Source organism: Paraburkholderia nemoris, from assembly GCF_905221015.1.
Classification (GTDB): Bacteria; Pseudomonadota; Gammaproteobacteria; order Burkholderiales; family Burkholderiaceae; genus Paraburkholderia; species Paraburkholderia nemoris.
In genome coordinates, this window is sequence record NZ_CAJNBO010000024.1 from 1 (window position 1) to 17,735 (window position 17,735).

At 62.9% G+C, this 17,735-nt stretch carries 16 protein-coding genes and 1 pseudogene; 7 read left to right on the forward strand and 10 right to left on the reverse strand.

Features of this window, described 5'->3' with window-relative positions:
• The 4 genes and pseudogenes from KHO33_RS30280 to KHO33_RS30295 all read left to right on the forward strand — a co-directional run.
• Nucleotides 1–244 (forward strand): annotated as a pseudogene (locus KHO33_RS30280) (hypothetical protein); the annotation flags it as partial.
• A 259-nt stretch (nt 245–503) separates the two neighbouring features.
• Entirely contained in the window at nt 504–2,225 is a 1,722-nt protein-coding gene (aepX, locus tag KHO33_RS30285) for a phosphoenolpyruvate mutase (protein WP_200566612.1), read from the forward strand.
• Nucleotides 2,222–3,388: a phosphonopyruvate decarboxylase gene (gene aepY, locus KHO33_RS30290; RefSeq protein ID WP_200566611.1), complete on the forward strand. Its 1,167-nt coding sequence runs from the start codon at nt 2,222–2,224 to the stop codon at nt 3,386–3,388. The genes aepX and aepY overlap by 4 nt, the downstream gene beginning before the upstream one ends.
• A gap of 12 nt (nt 3,389–3,400) precedes the next feature.
• On the forward strand, nt 3,401–4,468 hold the full coding sequence (locus tag KHO33_RS30295) for a 2-aminoethylphosphonate aminotransferase (RefSeq protein ID WP_200566610.1): 1,068 nt from the start codon (nt 3,401–3,403) through the stop codon (nt 4,466–4,468).
• Between the two features lie 66 nt (nt 4,469–4,534).
• Here KHO33_RS30295 and KHO33_RS30300 read toward each other — a convergent pair whose 3' ends face one another.
• Nucleotides 4,535–4,687, reverse strand: a complete 153-nt coding sequence (locus KHO33_RS30300) for a hypothetical protein (protein ID WP_165614491.1) — start codon at nt 4,685–4,687, stop codon at nt 4,535–4,537.
• Nucleotides 4,688–4,807: 120 nt separating this feature from the next.
• Nucleotides 4,808–5,512: a PIG-L family deacetylase gene (locus KHO33_RS30305; RefSeq protein WP_054038880.1), complete on the reverse strand. Its 705-nt coding sequence runs from the start codon at nt 5,510–5,512 to the stop codon at nt 4,808–4,810.
• A gap of 642 nt (nt 5,513–6,154) precedes the next feature.
• Between KHO33_RS30305 and KHO33_RS30310 the strand changes: the two genes are divergently transcribed.
• Both KHO33_RS30310 and KHO33_RS30315 read left to right on the forward strand, forming a co-directional pair.
• The gene (locus tag KHO33_RS30310; protein WP_234475261.1) at nt 6,155–6,439 is read left to right on the forward strand and encodes a helix-turn-helix domain-containing protein; all 285 of its coding nucleotides are present in this window, start codon (nt 6,155–6,157) and stop codon (nt 6,437–6,439) included.
• Entirely contained in the window at nt 6,436–7,737 is a 1,302-nt protein-coding gene (locus tag KHO33_RS30315) for a type II toxin-antitoxin system HipA family toxin (RefSeq protein WP_200566608.1), read from the forward strand. Before KHO33_RS30310 ends, KHO33_RS30315 begins: the two co-directional genes overlap by 4 nt.
• Nucleotides 7,738–7,768: 31 nt before the next feature.
• On the opposite strand, the gene KHO33_RS30320 is transcribed toward KHO33_RS30315, so the two are convergent.
• Together KHO33_RS30320 and KHO33_RS30325 are read right to left on the reverse strand one after the other, a co-directional pair.
• Nucleotides 7,769–9,259: a UdgX family uracil-DNA binding protein gene (locus KHO33_RS30320; protein WP_200566607.1), complete on the reverse strand. Its 1,491-nt coding sequence runs from the start codon at nt 9,257–9,259 to the stop codon at nt 7,769–7,771.
• Nucleotides 9,260–9,432: 173 nt separating this feature from the next.
• Nucleotides 9,433–10,137, reverse strand: a complete 705-nt coding sequence (locus tag KHO33_RS30325; protein ID WP_200566616.1) for an SDR family NAD(P)-dependent oxidoreductase — start codon at nt 10,135–10,137, stop codon at nt 9,433–9,435.
• A gap of 173 nt (nt 10,138–10,310) precedes the next feature.
• Between KHO33_RS30325 and KHO33_RS30330 the strand changes: the two genes are divergently transcribed.
• Nucleotides 10,311–11,228, forward strand: a complete 918-nt coding sequence (locus tag KHO33_RS30330; protein ID WP_200566606.1) for a LysR family transcriptional regulator — start codon at nt 10,311–10,313, stop codon at nt 11,226–11,228.
• Here KHO33_RS30330 and KHO33_RS30335 read toward each other — a convergent pair.
• From KHO33_RS30335 to KHO33_RS30360, 6 genes are all read right to left on the reverse strand, one after another.
• Nucleotides 11,225–11,812: a nucleotidyltransferase family protein gene (locus KHO33_RS30335; protein WP_054038876.1), complete on the reverse strand. Its 588-nt coding sequence runs from the start codon at nt 11,810–11,812 to the stop codon at nt 11,225–11,227. The two genes, KHO33_RS30330 and KHO33_RS30335, sit on opposite strands and share 4 nt — an antisense overlap.
• Nucleotides 11,813–11,889: 77 nt before the next feature.
• Nucleotides 11,890–14,112: a xanthine dehydrogenase family protein molybdopterin-binding subunit gene (locus KHO33_RS30340; RefSeq protein WP_200566605.1), complete on the reverse strand. Its 2,223-nt coding sequence runs from the start codon at nt 14,110–14,112 to the stop codon at nt 11,890–11,892.
• Entirely contained in the window at nt 14,109–15,122 is a 1,014-nt protein-coding gene (locus KHO33_RS30345; RefSeq protein ID WP_200566604.1) for an FAD binding domain-containing protein, read from the reverse strand. Before KHO33_RS30345 ends, KHO33_RS30340 begins: the two co-directional genes overlap by 4 nt.
• A 13-nt stretch (nt 15,123–15,135) precedes the next feature.
• Nucleotides 15,136–15,924, reverse strand: a complete 789-nt coding sequence (locus tag KHO33_RS30350) for a (2Fe-2S)-binding protein (RefSeq protein ID WP_200566603.1) — start codon at nt 15,922–15,924, stop codon at nt 15,136–15,138.
• Between the two features lie 356 nt (nt 15,925–16,280).
• Nucleotides 16,281–16,964, reverse strand: a complete 684-nt coding sequence (locus tag KHO33_RS30355) for a Fe2+-dependent dioxygenase (protein ID WP_200566602.1) — start codon at nt 16,962–16,964, stop codon at nt 16,281–16,283.
• Complete coding sequence (locus KHO33_RS30360; protein ID WP_200566601.1) at nt 16,961–17,734, reverse strand: tetratricopeptide repeat protein; 774 nt, start codon at nt 17,732–17,734, stop codon at nt 16,961–16,963. The genes KHO33_RS30355 and KHO33_RS30360 overlap by 4 nt, the downstream gene beginning before the upstream one ends.
• Nucleotide 17,735: the final 1 nt, after the last annotated feature.

A 17,735-nucleotide genomic window follows, 5' to 3' on the forward strand; every position in this document is an offset into this window, starting at 1 on the left:
ACTTAGCATTAGCGGTTTGAGCTGCTTTCTCTTGCCTACTTCTCTTTGCAGCCGGCAAAGAGAAGTAGGTGCCGCCCCGCACAGGGGCAACGCTAATAGACCACTAACAATTCAAGGAAAGGCACCAAAGCCAGAACAAGGAAAGGCCAAAGCCATAAGAATACTGACAATAAGCGCGCCAATATCAAAATTAATGAAAAGCCGGAATAAACAAAGAAAATACAACAACACCAAAATCAAATAAGAAAAGCGAAAAAACGACCCCAAACCCATGCCCCGCAGGGCCTACTCACATTTCCCCACATAACGCCAAAAAAATCCAAACCTAAACCCCACCGCATGAAATGCAAAAAACAACACATTTCCCCACTTAACAGCAACATCAAAAAAACCTAATGCCACCTCAACACCGGATAAAAACGATTTCAGCTATAGTCGCCATTTTCCAGCACCAGCCGGGCAACAAAAGAGCATCAATAAGCCCGCCACAAGGAGTAAAGAAAATGAACGCCCGCGAACCTGCTTTCGTCTCCGCTTCCCGCAGCGCACGCCTGCGCCAGATGCTCGTCAGCAACGAACTCGAATTCATGATGGAGGCCCATAACGGTCTCTCCGCCCGTATCGTCCGCGAAGCCGGCTTCAAGGCGATCTGGGGTTCGGGTCTCGCGATCTCCGCCCAATTCGGCGTGCGCGACAACAACGAAGCGAGCTGGACGCAAGTCGTCGACAACCTCGAATTCATGGCCGACGCCAGCGATCTGCCCATCCTCCTCGATGGCGACACCGGCTACGGCAACTTCAACAACGTGCGACGCCTCGTGCGCAAGCTCGAACAACGCGGCATCGCCGGCGTCTGCATCGAAGACAAGCAATTCCCGAAAACGAATAGCTTCATCAACGGCGAAGCGCAGCCGCTCGCCGATATGGACGAGTTCTGCGGCAAGATCAAAGCCGGTAAAGACTCGCAGTCGGATGAAAATTTCTCGATCGTCGCGCGCGTCGAAGCACTGATCGCCGGCTGGGGGATGGACGAAGCACTGCGTCGCGCGGAAGCCTATCGGCAAGCCGGCGCCGACGCGATCCTGATTCACAGCAAGCTCTCGCGTCCCGATGAAATCCTCGAGTTCGCGCGTGAATGGGCCGGCCGCGGGCCGCTCGTCATCGTGCCGACCAAGTACTACAGCACCCCCACCGAAGTGTTCCGCGAAGCCGGCATCAGCACGGTGATCTGGGCCAATCATCTGATCCGTGCAGCGACCTCGGCCATGCAGGCCGTCGCCAAGGAAATTCATTCGAGCGAAACGCTCGTCAACGTCGAAGACAGCATCGCCGCTGTCAATGAAATCTTCCGCCTGCAAGACGCGGACGAATACTCGGAAGCCGAAGACCGCTATCTGTCGAGCGGACGCTCGGCGGGCTCCGCCATCGTGCTCGCGGCAAGCCGCGGCAAGGGGCTCGAAGCCGTCACCGAAGATCGTCCGAAAGTCATGCTGCCGATCGCGGGCAAGCCGCTGTTGCGCTGGCTCATCGATGCGTTCAAGAAACAGAGCGTCAATGACATCACCGTGGTCGGCGGCTATCGCGCCGATGCGATCGATACGGCCGGCATCAAGCTGGTCGTCAACGAACGTCACGCGCAAACCGGCGAACTGGCGTCGCTCGCTTGCGCCGTCGACAAGCTCGCCGGCGATACGGTTATCTCCTACGGCGATCTGCTGTTCCGCAGCTACATTCTGCGCGACCTGGTCGAGAGCGAAGCCGCGTTCAGCGTGGTGGTCGATTCGTCGCTGACCGATGCAGAAAACGCCAGCGTGCGCGACTTCGCATGGTGCTCGGCAGCCGACGATCGCGGGCTGTTCGGCAACAAGGTCACGCTGCGTCATGTGTCGAGCGGGCAGGAGGCAACGTCCGCCATCGCTTCGCAAACGCCGCATGGCCGCTGGGTCGGTCTGCTGAATGTGCGCGGCGAAGGGCGTGAGCGTTTGCAAGCGGTACTCGGCAAACTGCAGGCGCACCCGGACTTCGATTCGCTCGATATGCCCGCGCTGCTGAACGCGCTGATCGAAGCGGGTGAGTCGATCGAAGTTCAATACGTGCATGGCCACTGGCGCGGTGTGAACGATCTGGAAGACTTCCGTCGTGCCGGCGATTTCGCGCATGCACAAGCGCCGTTCGCGGCAGCAGCCGGCAACCGGACCGACGCAGCCAGCGGAGCCGCGCAATGATCGAGGCGGCACAGTTCGTCGAGGCGGCGCGTGAGCGCGGCTTCGACTGGTATGCAGGTGTACCGTGCTCGTATCTGACGCCGTTCATCAACTACGTGTTGCAGGACGAATCGCTGCACTACGTCTCGGCAGCCAATGAAGGCGATGCGGTTGCATTGATCGCCGGTGTCACGCTCGGCGCGCAGAACGGCCGGCGTGGCATCACGATGATGCAGAACTCCGGCCTCGGCAATGCCGTGAGCCCGTTGACCTCGCTCACGTGGACCTTCCGTCTGCCGCAGTTGCTGATCGTGACGTGGCGCGGGCAACCCGGCGTCGCGGACGAACCGCAGCACGCGCTGATGGGCCCGGTCACGCCCGCGATGCTCGATACGATGGAGATTCCGTGGGAGACCTTCCCGACCGAAGCCGACGCGATCGGTCCGGCGCTGGATCGTGCGATTGCTCATATGGATGAAACCGGCCGGCCGTACGCGCTCGTGATGCAGAAGGGCAGCGTGGCGCCGTACGAGTTGAAAGAGGGCGCCGGCGGCGCTCGCCGCGTGCCGGTCGCGCCGCATTCGCAATTCAAAAACGTCGCGGGGAATGAATTGGCTTCGCGTCACGATGCGCTGCAGAAAGTCATCGCGCACACGCCGCTTGAATCGACGGTGGTGCTCGCGTCGACCGGCTTTTGCGGCCGTGAACTCTATGCCATCGACGACCGTCCCAATCAGTTGTACATGGTCGGCTCGATGGGTTGCGTGACGCCGTTCGCGTTGGGTCTCGCACTCGCGCGCCCCGACCTGCACGTGGTCGCGCTCGACGGCGACGGCGCTGCGTTGATGCGCATGGGCGCATTCGCGACGCTCGGCGCGTACGGGCCGTCGAATCTCACGCACGTGCTGCTCGATAACGCCGCGCACGACTCGACCGGTGGCCAGGCGACGGTATCGTCGCAAGTCTCGTTTGCAGGTGTGGCCGCGGCTTGCGGTTACGCGTCGGCGGTCGAAAGCGACGACGTCAACGTGATCGACGAACTGTTCGAAACAGCGCCGTCGCCCCATGGTCCGCGCTTCGCCCGACTGGCGATTCGCCGCGGCACGCCCGATGGCCTGCCGCGTCCCACTATCACCCCGCCCGATGTGAAGACGCGCCTGATGCGCCACATCGGCGCCGCTTAAGGAGTGCGCTCGATGCTGCTGCTCAATCCCGGCCCGGTGACGCTCACCGAACGCGTCCGCAACAGCCTGTTGCAAACCGATCTGTGCCACCGCGAAAGCGAGTTTTTCGACTTGCAGGAAGAGGCGCGCACGCGCCTGGTCGATCTGTACGGTCTCGACGCAGGCGAATGGCAAGCGGTGCTGATGACCGGTTCCGGCACGGCTGCTGTTGAAAGCATGACCGCCGCGTTGGTGCCGCAAAACGGCAAGCTGCTTGTCGTGGAAAACGGCGTATACGGTGAGCGTATTTCGCAGATCGCCACGCAATACGGCATCGCGCATGAGTCGCTGAAACACGACTGGATGCAGGCGCCGGATCGCGCGAAGATCGCCGAACGCCTCGACGCGGACAAAGCGTTCACGCACGTCGCCGTGATTCATCACGAAACGACGACTGGCCGTCTGAACGATCTGCAAGCGCTCGGCGCGCTGTGCCGTGAGCGCGGTCTGCGTCTGCTGGTGGATGGCGTGAGCAGCTTCGGCGCTGAAGCGATCGATTTCGCCGACACGAGTCTCGACGCCGTCGCGGCTACCGCGAATAAGTGTCTGCACGGCGTGCCGGGCGCATCCTTCGTGCTGGTGCGGCGCGCAGCGCTCGCGCAGGCGGCGAGCCGCACGTATTACCTGGACCTTGGGCGTCTCGCGCGTTTGCAGGATCAGCGCAATACGCCGTTCACGCCGTCGGTCCATGCGTATTACGCGCTGGTCGAAGCGCTGCGCGAACTCGCCGACGAAGGCGGCTGGCAGGCGCGCCACGCGCGTTACGCGGCGCTCGCCGAGCAGGCTCGCGCGGGCCTGGCCGAACGGGGCATCGGCAGCGTGTTGCCGCCGGAGCAATCGTCGGTGGTGCTGCGCGCGTATCGTCTGCCGGACGGCGTCGCGTATCCGCAACTGCACGACGCGCTGAAGGCGCGCGGCTTTGTCATCTATGCCGGTCAAGGCGGCTTGTCGGCCGAGCTGTTCCGCATCTCGACGATGGGCAACATCCACGCCGCCGACATCGACCGCCTGCTGCAGGGTTTTAGCGAGCTGACGCGCTAAAGCTCGCGATCAGTCGCGCTTGCTTTCGTGGTCCGGTAGCGATCCGGTAACAAGCGCACGCTGCCGTCACACCGGGTCTTTGTCCGGCGGTCCATCGGGCCGCTGCGGCTCTTCGGTGTGATGACCCGGCGACGGCGGCACGAGCGGATCGGCTTCCGGGTCCCGGTTCGGATCGGCGTTCGGGTCGGGAATCGGGCTGGTATGCATGTCGTAGCTCATTGCATCACCTTTGAGTTGAGAGGCGAACGGAAAGCGGGCGGTCCGGCCGCTGTCGGTCGAGTTCACCCACACGCCAGCCGTTTCCTTCTAGCGTAGGCGATCCAGCAGGCCGCGCACCCCTTACTTTTTCCTGCGGCGCCCCACGCTCAATTGCCAGTAGCGTTCGGTGTCGAAAACGTCATCGTAATTGCCCGCGCCAAAGGCGCGCAGCTGGCTTGCGTAAGCGTTCACCGCTTCGCGTTTGAGCTGTGTGCGGCGCGGGAGATCGATCGTGTGGCCGACGCTCGGATAGGCCGGCGTCGCGACGACGCCGCGTTGCGCGAGGTCGGCGAGCCGCGCCTGCACGACGCCGGGCGTGCGGCGGTGAATTGCGTCCTCATAGGCAAACCACGTGAGGTGCGACAGGCGCGGCAGGATTTCGCAGCAGGCTTCGAATACCAGCACATGATCGTCATGATGCAGGCCGAGCGGCATGAGCAGCGTGTTCGCGGTCGTACGGTAGATGGTTTCTTCAAGCACGGCGGCCAGTTTGCTGATCGACGGCGAGTCCAGATATTGGCTGCCGCGAAACGGCATGCGCAGTGGAATCGCGTCGAGCACTTCCAGGGCGACGTTGTCTTCGAGCGTGCGGGCGTGGGTGGCCTGATGGGCGTTCGCGAAACCCGATTTTTGATCCCATTCGGTATGCATTTCGTGCTCGGGCGGCGCGGCAAACACCGTGCAGACCGCGGCGTCAGGATGGGCGGCGAGTAGTGCGCCGCAACTGAAGACGGCGTCGTCGAAATGGGGCGAGACGATGAAAAGGCGTGGGCTGGTTTCGCTCATGGGACATGGGGTAGTTTCGAAACGCGCGGGGCCGCATTCGAAGCTTCGATATTGCGCGCGACAAACTTGCTGGATTGGCGGCGTCACATCAGCTTAGGCGGAATTGTCGCGACTTGTGTAACCGGTGTGGCCGCCGCAAGCCGCATGCCTAGCCGGCCTCGACGCTGTAGCGGCATCCCGTAGAAGCTCACCGTTCAGCATTCTGCGGTTCCCGAACTTACTCACCCCCTGCCGAGGGCCCGACGGGCGCAGGTACAGCATACGTCTGCTCACTACCGCTCATTAGTGATTGGTTATGGGACTTAACAGCTCGTGAATGAGTAGTTAACTATGGTTTTGTTTCCCGCGGGTTAAGCTGCTTACTCAACCGAGTATTTGTCCAAGTGTCTGGGCACGAGCAGAATGCTTGGATTGACATTTATCACTTACAAATGAGCGATAAAACTGACTAATCGCTCATCAGTGAGTGATTAAATGGCTCTCCTCTTGACCGGAAAGCTTGCGCGCGCCGATAATGAGGGCATCGTCTGAATCAGTAGTATCGCTCACATGGACACTATAAAAGAAGATAAACGCTCATCTGTGAGCGTTAAAAAATCACGGGACTCAATTCCTGCGCCAGTTTCGCGCGCGCTGAAAAAGTTGGGTGCCGACCTCGCGCTGGCGCGGCGCCGCCGAAGGCTGACCCAGGCGTCGCTGGCTGAACGCATCCAGACGTCGGTGGCCACGTTGCGCCGCATGGAGCATGGGGACGAACGCATCTCGATCGGCACCATTGCGCAAGCATTTCTGGTGCTCGGCGAGCTGGACAAAATCAACGGACTGCTCGATACGGCAGCCGACGGCATCGGACTGACTCTTATGAACCAGCAATTGCCGCAGCGTGTTCGCAAAAAGCGCGTCACGCCCGAATCGGGGGCGCTATGAAGCGGTCAGTTTTGCAACAGAGCGTCAAGGTCGCACTCGGTCAGGCCGCGCTTCCGGTTGGCAGACTGACTTTCAATAAGGACGGTGCGCGGGAAAGTTCAACGTTCGCCTACCATGATGCCTGGCTGACATCGGCCGACCGTTTCGAGATTTCGCCTGACCTGCGGTTGGTGGATGGTCATCAGTTTCGCAAGCAGTCATCCAGGGACGACTCGATTTTCCATTTTGCATTTGCGGACACCGAGCCCGATGGATGGGGATGCCGGGTCATCGCGCGCGACCACGCCAGGCGTCGCAAGTCGGCACAGGGGAGGGGCGAAGAGACTCTGCGCGCCGGGCTTACGGAGATGGACTACCTACTGGGCGTCGACGACATGAGCCGCATCGGTGCACTGCGACTTATGGACGAGGCGGGTAACTATCTGCGCGCCACCGAAGATGGAGGCCGCGGCACGCCGCCGCTGCTCGAACTGGCGCACTTGATTGGCGCCACGCGCGCGGTCGAGATGAACAAGGAAACGGAGGCGGACCTGAAGTACCTGCAAGGTCGCGGCACATCTCTCGGTGGCATGCGGCCCAAGTGCACTGTCTTTGATGAAGATGGGCATTTGGCCATCGGCAAGTTTCCGAGCATCAAGGACGACCGCAGCGTGACACGCGGCGAGGTCCTCGCTCTTCATCTGGCCGCGGTCGCGGGTATCACGGTCGCGGAGTCGCGTATCGTCATGTCGGAAGACGTCCCCGTGGCACTGGTGCGCCGGTTTGACCGTGTCGCGCACGGAGGCCGGATTCCGTACCTCTCAGCCGGCTCCATGCTTCAGGCCTCACGGCAAGACGAGCACGCCTACACTCAGATAGCTGATTGCATCATCGCGCGTTGCGCCGACCCGAAGCGCGACCTTGAGGAGTTGTGGCGGCGACTTGTGTTCAATCTGCTTATCACCAACGTGGACGACCATGTGCAAAATCATGGTTTCCTGCATGTTGAGCATGGGCAATGGCGGCTCGCGCCGGCGTTCGACGTCAACCCGTTCCCGGATAAGGATCCCGAATTGAAACTATGGCTGAATGAGGACTATGGCCCAGTCGACTCGATTGAGGCCGTGGTGAATGAAGCCGGTTACTTCAGGCTCGATGCGGGCGAGGCTAAGCGTGTCCTCGGTGAGGTCTACAAGGCAGTCAGAGATTGGAAGCGTGTCGCGAGATCGGCACCGGTTGGCATGACCGACGACGACCTCGATGCCTTTCAACCTGCGTTCGAGAATGGGCAAATGACGGTGGCGGCGTCGTTGCTCTGAGCAAAGGGGCGCCGCGCCTCGAGCGCGAAAACTACGCGGCACCATCTCCCGCCAGCGCCGCCGCGCGGCTGAACGCCGCCGCGATGGTCGCCACGACGTCGTCGCGCAACGTGGCGTCGGTCATTCCTAGTGCATACGACGGGTGCCAGGTCGGCACGATCAGGCGGCCGTTGTGAGCGATGGTTTGCCCGAGGTATTCGGACAGATTGACGTGCGGGCCGGTCAGCGTTTGCAACGCCGTCGCGCCCAGCGTGACGACCACGCGTGGCGCGACCTGCGCCAGTTCTTTTTCCAGCCAGTACTGGCAAGCCTCGAGTTCGCGCCACACGGGCGTGCGATGGACGCGCTGCTGGTCGAGCGTTTCCCATTTGTAATGCTTGACGGCATACGTCAGATACAGCGCCTCGCGCTCCAGTCCGGCGCGCGCCAGCACGGTGTCCAGCAGTTGGCCGGCCGGCCCGGTGAAGGGCTCGCCGTGCTGGTTCTCGTGCTCGCCCGGCTGCTCGCCGATCACCATGATCGCGGCAGGCGCGGGCCCGGCGCCCGCAACCGCCTGTTTCGCGTTGCGCCATAACGCGCAGCGCCGGCAGGTGGCGAGCGGGCCAGTGGGCTCCCGCAAAGGGGGCGTCACGGCCGAATACTCGATTGGCGGCATGGGCGGAACGGTGACGGCCGCGCTTTGCGCGCCGAGACGGCTGCGTTCGCGCGCGAGGTGTGCGGGCAGCGGTGGACCCGCGGGCGGCCTTCTCCAGTAGCGCAGCGGCACCGGTGAGGGCTGGGCATTGAAGGCATTGCAGTAGTACGCGAGCCAGAGCGCTTCCGTGGGGGTGCTGGTGATGGCCTCGCCGGTCATGGCGTTGGCCTCCAATACCGGCTCGGCTTGCTCGCGTTCCGCCATCATCGGCCGGTCGGTGCGCAGCAGCATGCCGTTCCAGAACACCGCGCCGTGCGGCGTGGCGAACATCCACGTGGAATTGCCCGTGCGCTTGGCGAACCGCTCGGCGGCGTGCTCCAGCAAGTCGTGATGCGGCTCGTACCAGCCGACGAATTCGGGCGGCTCCATCGACGGATCTCGCCGTCTGAACAAGGTGAGTGTCAGCAGATCCTCGGTTTCCCGCTCGATAGTGCGGATGCGTCGATCCAGCAGCGCGCCGTCGGGGTCATCGAGATCGAGGACGTTGCGCTCGCCGCGCGTCCAGCGCCATAGGACGCGATACAGCAGAGCCCAGCGGTCCGGCGCACGGAAGCACGCGGCCGTTTTCAGCCAGGAGAGCAGTTCGCGGGGAATCGCGGGCGTGGCGAGGACGGGGGCAGGGGCAGGGGCAGGGGCGACTCCTGTCTCGGAGGCGCTCGCCGTGGCGAGTGCGGATTCAGTAGCCGGCAGACCCGGCGCCCCGGCTTCACCTTCAGACCCTTCAGACTCAAGCCACTCGATCTGCGAGGGCTCGACACCTTGCTGCAGCAGCACCCGCGCGGCGCGCCGCCAGATGGCGAAAGACGGTTCGATCGAAATGCGTTTCATGCTGACGCGCCGTGGATGCGCGCATCGAGACGCGTGTACCTATGCGGCCGAAATACTGTATGGATATACAGTATGCGATAAAACGCCGGTCTGGATCAAGTCAGCCGGATCAAGCCGGTGCAACAACGGGCGCACGTCATTGCAACTGGGGCAGAGACACGTCCGCAGGCCCGTCACCAAGGAACGACCCTTCCGAGGTAATCAAGGTAGTGCAAACCGGCGCGCCCTTCATAAGCCTCGATCGTATTGACCAGGTTCGGAATGCTTTCCCCGATGGTCAAGCGCGCCGTAGGACCGCCCATGTCTGTCTGGACCCATCCAGGCGCCATCAGCAGGAGGCTGCGCGGAGATTCGGCGCTGCGCGCCGCGAAAGTCCGCATGAACATATTCAGTGCGGCCTTGCTCCCTCGGTAGACTTCGAAATTCGCGTTGGTGGCATTCGTGAGGCTGCCTTGCCCCGACGACATGACACCGATCGTTCCAGTCGGCGGGACAAGGTCCTGAAACGCGTCGATAACTCTCATCGGACTCAGCGAGTTCGTTACCATCACCCGCACAAATTCCTCGGTCGAGACGTCCGCGATCGTTTCACCATCTTCGTTGACGACGCCTGCGTTCACAAAGAGCACATCGATACGCCGATCTGCAAGGCGGGCGCGTAGCGCTGCGATCTGCTCGGGAATCGTGATATCGACAGTTTCCACTTCGAGCGCGCCAGCGGCGGCTTTCGCGACCTGCCGAAGCTTGTCGGTCGAACCGGTTCGCCCGGTGGCGATGACCTGATAGCCGCGCTTCAAATACTCCTCGACCATCGCAAATCCAAGGCCGCGCGAGGCGCCGATCAGAAGGACAGTTTTCTGTGAATGTGTGTTTTGCATTGGCACTCCCGGTAAACGAAGCCACTCTCGAATCTGAACGTAACGAGAGCGATCCTCGTAGGTAAATCGTTCGAACCAATATAGCGATGCGCAGGGAATGGCGGAAGCCGCGCTGAATGCAACTAATATCTGCATCAGACGCCTTACCTCACCTCCGCTGACTACGATAAAAAATGCCTGAACCGGACCTGAATCTCCTTTTCGCGCTCGATGCGTTGCTCGCCGAGAAAAACGTGACACGCGCGGCCCGGTCGTTGCATTTGAGTGCGTCGGCAATGAGCCGCACGCTGACTCGCCTGCGTGCCGCGACCGGCGATCCACTACTGGTCCGGGCCGGGCGTCAGATGGTGCTGACGCCGTATGCCGAGGGGATTCGCGAGCGAACACAAAATATCGTTCAAGAGGCACGTTCCTTACTGCGCCCGTCGCCCGCAGCGCTGGATTTTTCAACCTTGCGCAGAACCCTCACGATTCGTGTGAACGAAGCTTTCGTGGAAGCCTTCGGTGCGCCATTGATTGCAGAAGTGACTGCATTGGCGCCGTTTGTGCGTTTGCACTTTTCGTCCAAGCCGGAAAAGAACGCGGAATATCTGCGCAACGGCTCCGCCGATCTCGAGATTGGTGTGCTGGAGGAAATGGGACCTGAAATTCGCGTCCAGGCATTGTTCAGAGACCGCTACGTAGGCGTTGTAAAAAAGGGGCATCCCCTGGACCTGAAACAGGACGTGACGATCGAGCAATACGCAGCGTATGGCCACGTCGTCGCGCCGTACGGTCGCCAGACAATCGATACGCTTGACGCTGCGATTGCCCTGGCGGGTTTGGAGCGAACGACCATAGCGGTTGTGCCGAGCTTTCCGGCCGCGTTAGCGGTGGCACGAGCGTCCGATCTGGTCGCGCTTCTGCCGGCCTCTTTTGTGAACACTCAGCCCGGCGCAGCTGCCAGCGTCTGCGCATTCGAGCTTCCTGTGGCGACTGAGGGTTTTACGGTTTCCCAGATGTGGCATCCGCGTTTGGAGAATGACCCGGTGCATCGTTGGCTTCGGCAACTGATTCTTAGAATGTGCCGTCAGCAGGTGTCATCGGGTTAAACGTTGCGCAGATCTTCCGGCGTATCCACGTCGCGCAGAATCCCGGGATCGTCGACGTCCAGCCGCATGACCCGCTGCGAAGTCAACAGCGCGCGTGCGCCGGTGTCGCCGTCGAGCGCGATCAATGCGTCCCGATGCTCGATGCCGAAGCCGACCGGATGGCCGCGCTGGCCCTGATAAAACGGCGCGACGATCGAAGCGCCGCCGTCGAGCGCACGCGCCACTTCTTCGATCGTCGGGGTGGCGATGCGCGGCATATCGGCAAGCGCGACGATCCAGCCTTCGGCGTCGTCGCTGGCTTCGATGCCGGCGGCGAGACTCGCACCCATGCCACGATTGGCGCTCTCGGCGAACACGACGTCGCAGCCGGCGTCGTTCAGGAGGCGCGCGAGGGCGTCCGAGCCCGGCCGCACCACGGCCAGCACATGAGAGACAACCCGTAGCAGCCGGTGCGCCGCTTCGTGCGCGACGGGCGTGCCGTCGGGCATCTGCGCGAGGAGCTTGTTGTGCAGCCCGTCCGGGTCGAAGCGGGAGCCGAAGCCGGCGGCGAGCAACACGCCAGTAGCGAGCGAGGCGTAGGCCATGGACGGGCACCGATAGAAGGGACGTGCCCGATTGTGCGATGCAACGCATCGGCAGGCAAGCGCCAATGCATCAGCCGTTATGCGCGCATCGTCCCCATTACCTTGTCGAGCGTCACCGGCAGATCGCGCACGCGCACGCCGGTCGCGTGATACACGGCATTCGCGATGGCCGCCGGCACGCCGGTGATGCCAATCTCGCCGATGCCGCGCACGCCGAGCGAGTTCACATACGGGTCAGGCCGATCGATGAACGTGATGTCGAGCGAACCGATGTCGGCATTCACTGGCACGTGGTACTCGCCGAGATTTGCGTTAGTGAAGCGCCCATAGCGCGTATCGAGCGAGGTATCTTCCTGGAGCGCCGCTCCCACGCCCCACACGATGCCGCCCAGCATCTGGCTGCGCGCGGTTTTCTGGTTCAGCACGCGGCCCACGTCATAAACACCGACCACGCGCGCCACGCGAATCGTGCTGAGGTCCGCGTCGACATGGACTTCGGCAAACACGGCGCCAAACGAGTGAAGCGAGTACTTCTGCCTTTCCTCGCCGGGTTTGACCGTCGCGGTGGCTTCGATCGGTTTGCCGCCTGAGCGCGCGATGATGGCCGCCGCTGGATCGCGCTTCGCCGGTTGTGAGCGGCTCATGACCCAGCCGTTTTCCACCGTGATGTCGTCGAGCGCGATGCCGTGCACCGGCGAGGCTTCGTCGGCGAGCGCCAAGGCGATCAGTTGGCTACGCGCCTGGCTTGCGGCCTCGCGCACGGCAGGCGAAACGCTCGCCGCCGATTGCGAGCCGCCCGATCCCGGCGCTCTCGGCAGCGACGAGTCGCCGAGAGCGAAGTGGATGTTTTCCGGCGCGAAGCCGAGGGCGTCGGCGGCCACCTGGGTCATCACCGTATAGGTGCCAGTGCCGAGATCCTGCGTGCCGGAGGCAACCATGGCGCTGCCGTCCGGCAGAATCCGCGCGATGGCCGCGGCTTCGCTGCGGTTGGCCGGATAGGTGGCGGTGGCCATGCCCATGCCGATCAGCGTATTGCCGTTGCGCATCGAGCGTGGCGCGGCAGTGCGCCGCGACCAGCCGAATTTCTCCGCGCCGATCTGATAGCACTCGCGCAAGGATTTGCTCGACCACGGCTTGTTTTCCTGCGGATCGGCATCGGCGTAATTCTTCAGACGCAGCGCGAGCGGGTCCATCTTCAACGCGACGGCGAGTTCGTCCATCGCCGATTCGAGCGCGAACGAGCCGGTTGTCTCGCCGGGCGCGCGCATGAAGGTCGGCGTGCCGAGATTCATCGGCACGATCCGGTGCGTCGTGATCTGATTGGGCACCGCATACAACATGCGCGTGACCATGCAGCAGGTCTCGGTCCGGTCTTCGAACATTGACGTGTTCGACGTACTGTCGTGGCGCATCGCCGTCAGCGTGCCGTCGTGCCGTGCGGCAAGCGTGAAATGCTGCTCGGTACGCGGCCGCGCGCCGACGGAGCCGAACATCTGCGGCCGCTCGAGCACGAGACGCACGGGACGCCCGGTCTGTTTCGCGGCCATCGCGCACAACGATACGTGCGACCAAGACGAGCCCTTGCAACCGAAGCCACCGCCGATAAACGGCGAAATCACGCGCACGTCGCCGGGCGGCATGCCGAACGTTTTGGCAACCGCCTGCGCCGCATTGCTCACGCCTTGCGTCGAGTCGTACAGCGTGAGTTGTGGGCCGTCCCAGTGCGCCATCGTGGCGTGCGGTTCCATCGGGTTGTGATGCTCGATCGGCGTGGTGTAAACGGCATCGACATGGACCGCGCCGCTGCGCATGCCGTCCGCGAAGTCGCCGCGTTGCGTGTCGGTTGTGCGGCCTTGCGGTTTGTCGGGCGCATGTCCGTTCGGCTTCGCTTGCGTGAAATCGAGTACCGCGGCGCTGCTCTGATACGTGATGCGCAACTGGCGCGCGGCGTCGGTGGCATGTTCGAGCGTATCGGCAACCACCACCGCGACCGGCTCGTTGTTGTAGTGAACCTGGTTGTCCTGCAGCAGCGACAGTCGTCTGCCTGCCGGCGGCGTCAAGGCCGGTTTGCCGCCATTCGGCAGGCGCGGCGCGTTCTGATACGTCATCACCAGCAGCACGCCTGGCAACGCCTGCGCGCGGCTCGCGTCGATCGACGCAATCGTGCCGCTTGCAATCGTGCTGGTGACCAGCACCGCATGCGCAAGCCGCGCCTCGGGAAACTCGGCGGCGTAGCGCGCTTCGCCGGTGACTTTCAGCAGACCGTCGATGCGGTCGAGCGGTTGACCGATCAGATTCATGCGACACCTCCGCTGCGGCCCGCGGCCAGATTGACTGCGCGCACGATCGCGCGTTGCGCGAGCTGCACCTTGAACGCATTCTCGTGCAGGGGCCGCGCATCGCGTAGCGCGGCGGCTGCGGCGTCATGCAACCTCGCCTGCGTGAGCGGCTGGCCGTTGAGCATCTGCTCGGCCGCACTTGCACGCCACGGTTTGTGCGCGACGCCGCCCAACGCGATGCGTGCGGTTTTCACGTGGTCGCCGTCCATCTGCAACGCGGCGGCCACCGAGATTAGCGCAAATGCGTAACTGGCCCGATCACGCACCTTCAGATAGCGGGCGTTCGCGCTGAACAAAGGTGGCGGCAAATCGACGGCGGTGATCAACTCGCCCGCCTGCAAAGTCGTATCGATATCGGGCCGGTCACCGGGAAGCCGATGAAAGTCAGCAAACGGAATCGTCCGCTCGCCTGCGGGTCCGCTTATGGGTCCGCTCACGCGCACGACGGCGTCGAGCGCGGCGAGCGCCACGCTCATATCCGAGGGGTTCACGGCGATGCATTGCGGACTCGCGCCGAGAATCGCCAGCGTGCGATTGTGGCCTTCGAGCGCTGCACAACCGCTGCCTGGTATGCGCTTATTGCACTGCGTGAAGGCGGTGTCGTAAAAGTAGCCGCAGCGCGTGCGCTGCATCAGATTGCCGCCGACGGTCGCCATATTGCGCAACTGCGCTGAAGCACCCGCCAGAAACGCTTGCGACAGCAGCGGATATTGTTCGCGCACCAGCGCGTGATTGGCGGCATCGCTGTTGCGCACCAGGGCGCCGATACGGATGCCGCCATTGGGCAGCGTGGTGACCGTATCGAGTCCGCCGATGTGCGTGATATCAATGAGCCGCAGCGGCCGCGCCACGCCGCCCTTCATCAGGTCGAGCAGATTGGTGCCACCGCCGATGAATACCGCACCCGGTTGCTGCGCCGCGCGCACGGCGCCGGCGACGTCGCCGGCGCGTTCGTAAGAGATCGCATCCATGCTGGTCGCTCCGTCAGGCGTTGCGGCGGTGATCGCTGCCGCTGGTGTTTTCAATGACACTGCTGGCGATGCCACCACTGCCACTGCCGCTCGCAACGCTCTGCCCACCGGCTTCATGCACGGCGCGCACCGCCGCGACGATATTCACATATGCCCCGCAGCGACAGATATTGCCGCTCATCCGTTCGCGAATCTCGTCGTCGGAAAGTTGCGGAGGCCGGCTGCGGACATCGGCGGTTACGGTGCTGGCCGTGCCGTTACGGAATTCGTTCAGCAGGGCAGTCGCGGAACACAACTGCCCGGGCGTACAGTAGCCGCACTGGAACGCATCGTGTTCGATGAAGGCTCGCTGCAACGGACTCAGCACGCCGTTGCTGGCGAGTCCTTCCACCGTCGTAATGTTTTCTCCTTCATGCATCACGGCGAGCGTCAGGCAGGAATTGATGCGACGGCCGTCGGCGATCACCGTGCATGCGCCGCACTGTCCGCGGTCACAGCCTTTCTTTGTGCCCATCAGGCCTGCGTATTCACGCAGCGCATCGAGCAAGGTCACGCGCGGTTCGAGTTGCAGCGTGTAAGCGCGGCCGTTGATGGTCAGCGTGACCGGACGGCCCGGCACTGGTGCTCGCACCTCTGTAGGCGGCGCGGCCGGGGTGGGCGTTTGTGTTTGCGCGCGCAGATGCGGCGCCGCGCCGACCGTGGCGGCCGCGGCCGCCGACTGCAGAAAGCGGCGGCGCGACGGTCGGGGTGGCGTGGCGGCGGCCGCGTCGTCCGAATCCGGACGTTCGTTCTTCGTGGACATGACGGTCTGCTGGCTCCATTGAAAGGTCAATGCAGGCTGGCGACATACTGATAGCCATCGTGCGGATACCCGCGCGTTGGCTTCCGAAGCGTCGTGGTCTGACTCATTGCGATCAGCAATTTCGGTGCCGTTGCGGATGCAACGATATGCGGACGCGGCGCAACCGGGTCCGCTGCGACCCGGCTATCGAGTCATGGCGAATCGGGTCGAATCCTTGCGAGCGCAACCAGAAACGTAGCGACGCGCGTCAACCACGGACGTTGCGCTTAACGAACGGGAAAGTAAATATGCGGAAGTGCCTTCTTTCTGCGTGCAAAAAGAAAGACTGTTTTGTGTAGGACGAGGAGTCCGCCAGATCAGGCGTCGGCCCAGCGGCGCAGCAGATTGTGATAGATGCCGGTGAGACTTACCACGGTTGCATCGTTCGAACCTTTCTCGGCCGCGAGGTGTTGCACGTCGTTGTCGAGTTGGAACAGCATGGCGCGTTCGCCGTCGTCGCGCACCATGCTCTGAATCCAGAAGAAGGAGGCGACCCGCACGCCACGCGTCACCGGGCTCACGTGATGCAGGCTCGAAGCGGGATAGAGCACCATGTCGCCGGCCGGCAGCTTCGCGCGATGCACGCCGTAGGTGTCTTCGACGCAGAGTTCGCCGCCGTCGTAGGACTCCGGCTCGGCCAGAAACAGCGTAGCCGACAGATCGCTGCGAATGCGGAAGTCGGTGCCGCGCAACTGGCGGATCGCATTGTCCACGTGCGTGCCGAAACCATCGCCGCCTGCATAGCGGTTAAAGAGCGGCGGAAAGACTTTCAGCGGCAACGCGGCGGAAAAGAAGCGTGGATTGTGGCCGAGCGCGTCCTGAATCGCATCGCCAATCGCGCGCGCGGCAGGGGAGCCTTCGGGCAATTGCTGGTTGCGCTTGGCCTGCGCGGACTGCTCGCCGGAAGTCGCGTTGCCGTCGATCCATGGTGCCGCGTCGAGGATTTCGCGGCATTGCGCGACCTGTTGTTTGCTGAGTACGCCTTGCAGATGCAGCATCATGCGCGCACCTCTTCATTGATATCTGCATCGATCTGTTCATCGATATCGTTAGCCAGCGCACGAAATGCGGCCACTGGCGAAGCGGCCAGCCACGCTTGCATTTTCTCGACGAACGCGGGCGTTGCCGTCACTGGCACGCGCTGTAGCCACGCAAGTGCGGCATCGATCTCGCCGCGTTCAGCGAGTAGCCGCGCACAGTTGAACTGGCCGCGAAAATCGCCGCCCACCGCTGCACGCCGGTAATAGTCGAGCGCGATGTTTGCGTTGGCATCGACTTCCCAGCCGTCCTCGTAAAAGCTGCCGATAAAGTTGATCGACTTCGTGTGACCCATTTCGGCAGCGCGCCTGAACCACTGCAGCGCCTGTGCACGATCGCACGCCACACCATTGCCGAGCGCCAATGCGGAGGCATAGTTGTACATGCCCCAGTCGAGTCCGACCTGCGCCGCGAGGCGGTACCAGTAGACCGCCACCGGCGCGCATGCGGCGATTCCCCAACCGTGCTCATAGCAACGGCCCAACATGTTCATCGCCATCGGATGATCCTGCCTGGCCGCGTGCTTGAACCAGGTCAACGCTTCCTCGGCGTTGCGTTCCACACCATGGCCGTCGAGCAGATATTGCCCGTACACCGCCTGCGCTTCCACGATGCCGTTATGCGCGGCCGCCGCCACCCACGCGGCGGCAGTGGCCGGTGGTCCGGAGAGAATCGCGGCGAGCTCGTCATGCGACACGCTCGCCAGCGCCTTCAGCGTTACCTGTTCCGTCATG

Bases quoted from the DNA above. Each gene is read 5' to 3' on its own strand.
- aepX (WP_200566612.1), top strand. From the start codon at position 504: ATGAACGCCCGCGAACCTGCTTTCGTCTCCGCTTCCCGCAGCGCACGC.
- aepY (WP_200566611.1), top strand. From the start codon at position 2,222: ATGATCGAGGCGGCACAGTTCGTCGAGGCGGCGCGTGAGCGCGGCTTC.
- KHO33_RS30295 (WP_200566610.1), top strand. From the start codon at position 3,401: ATGCTGCTGCTCAATCCCGGCCCGGTGACGCTCACCGAACGCGTCCGC.
- KHO33_RS30300 (WP_165614491.1), bottom strand. From the start codon at position 4,687: ATGAGCTACGACATGCATACCAGCCCGATTCCCGACCCGAACGCCGAT.
- KHO33_RS30305 (WP_054038880.1), bottom strand. From the start codon at position 5,512: ATGAGCGAAACCAGCCCACGCCTTTTCATCGTCTCGCCCCATTTCGAC.
- KHO33_RS30315 (WP_200566608.1), top strand. From the start codon at position 6,436: ATGAAGCGGTCAGTTTTGCAACAGAGCGTCAAGGTCGCACTCGGTCAG.
- KHO33_RS30320 (WP_200566607.1), bottom strand. From the start codon at position 9,259: ATGAAACGCATTTCGATCGAACCGTCTTTCGCCATCTGGCGGCGCGCC.
- KHO33_RS30325 (WP_200566616.1), bottom strand. From the start codon at position 10,137: ATGCAAAACACACATTCACAGAAAACTGTCCTTCTGATCGGCGCCTCG.
- KHO33_RS30330 (WP_200566606.1), top strand. From the start codon at position 10,311: ATGCCTGAACCGGACCTGAATCTCCTTTTCGCGCTCGATGCGTTGCTC.
- KHO33_RS30335 (WP_054038876.1), bottom strand. From the start codon at position 11,812: ATGGCCTACGCCTCGCTCGCTACTGGCGTGTTGCTCGCCGCCGGCTTC.
- KHO33_RS30340 (WP_200566605.1), bottom strand. From the start codon at position 14,112: ATGAATCTGATCGGTCAACCGCTCGACCGCATCGACGGTCTGCTGAAA.
- KHO33_RS30345 (WP_200566604.1), bottom strand. From the start codon at position 15,122: ATGGATGCGATCTCTTACGAACGCGCCGGCGACGTCGCCGGCGCCGTG.
- KHO33_RS30350 (WP_200566603.1), bottom strand. From the start codon at position 15,924: ATGTCCACGAAGAACGAACGTCCGGATTCGGACGACGCGGCCGCCGCC.
- KHO33_RS30355 (WP_200566602.1), bottom strand. From the start codon at position 16,964: ATGATGCTGCATCTGCAAGGCGTACTCAGCAAACAACAGGTCGCGCAA.
- KHO33_RS30360 (WP_200566601.1), bottom strand. From the start codon at position 17,734: ATGACGGAACAGGTAACGCTGAAGGCGCTGGCGAGCGTGTCGCATGAC.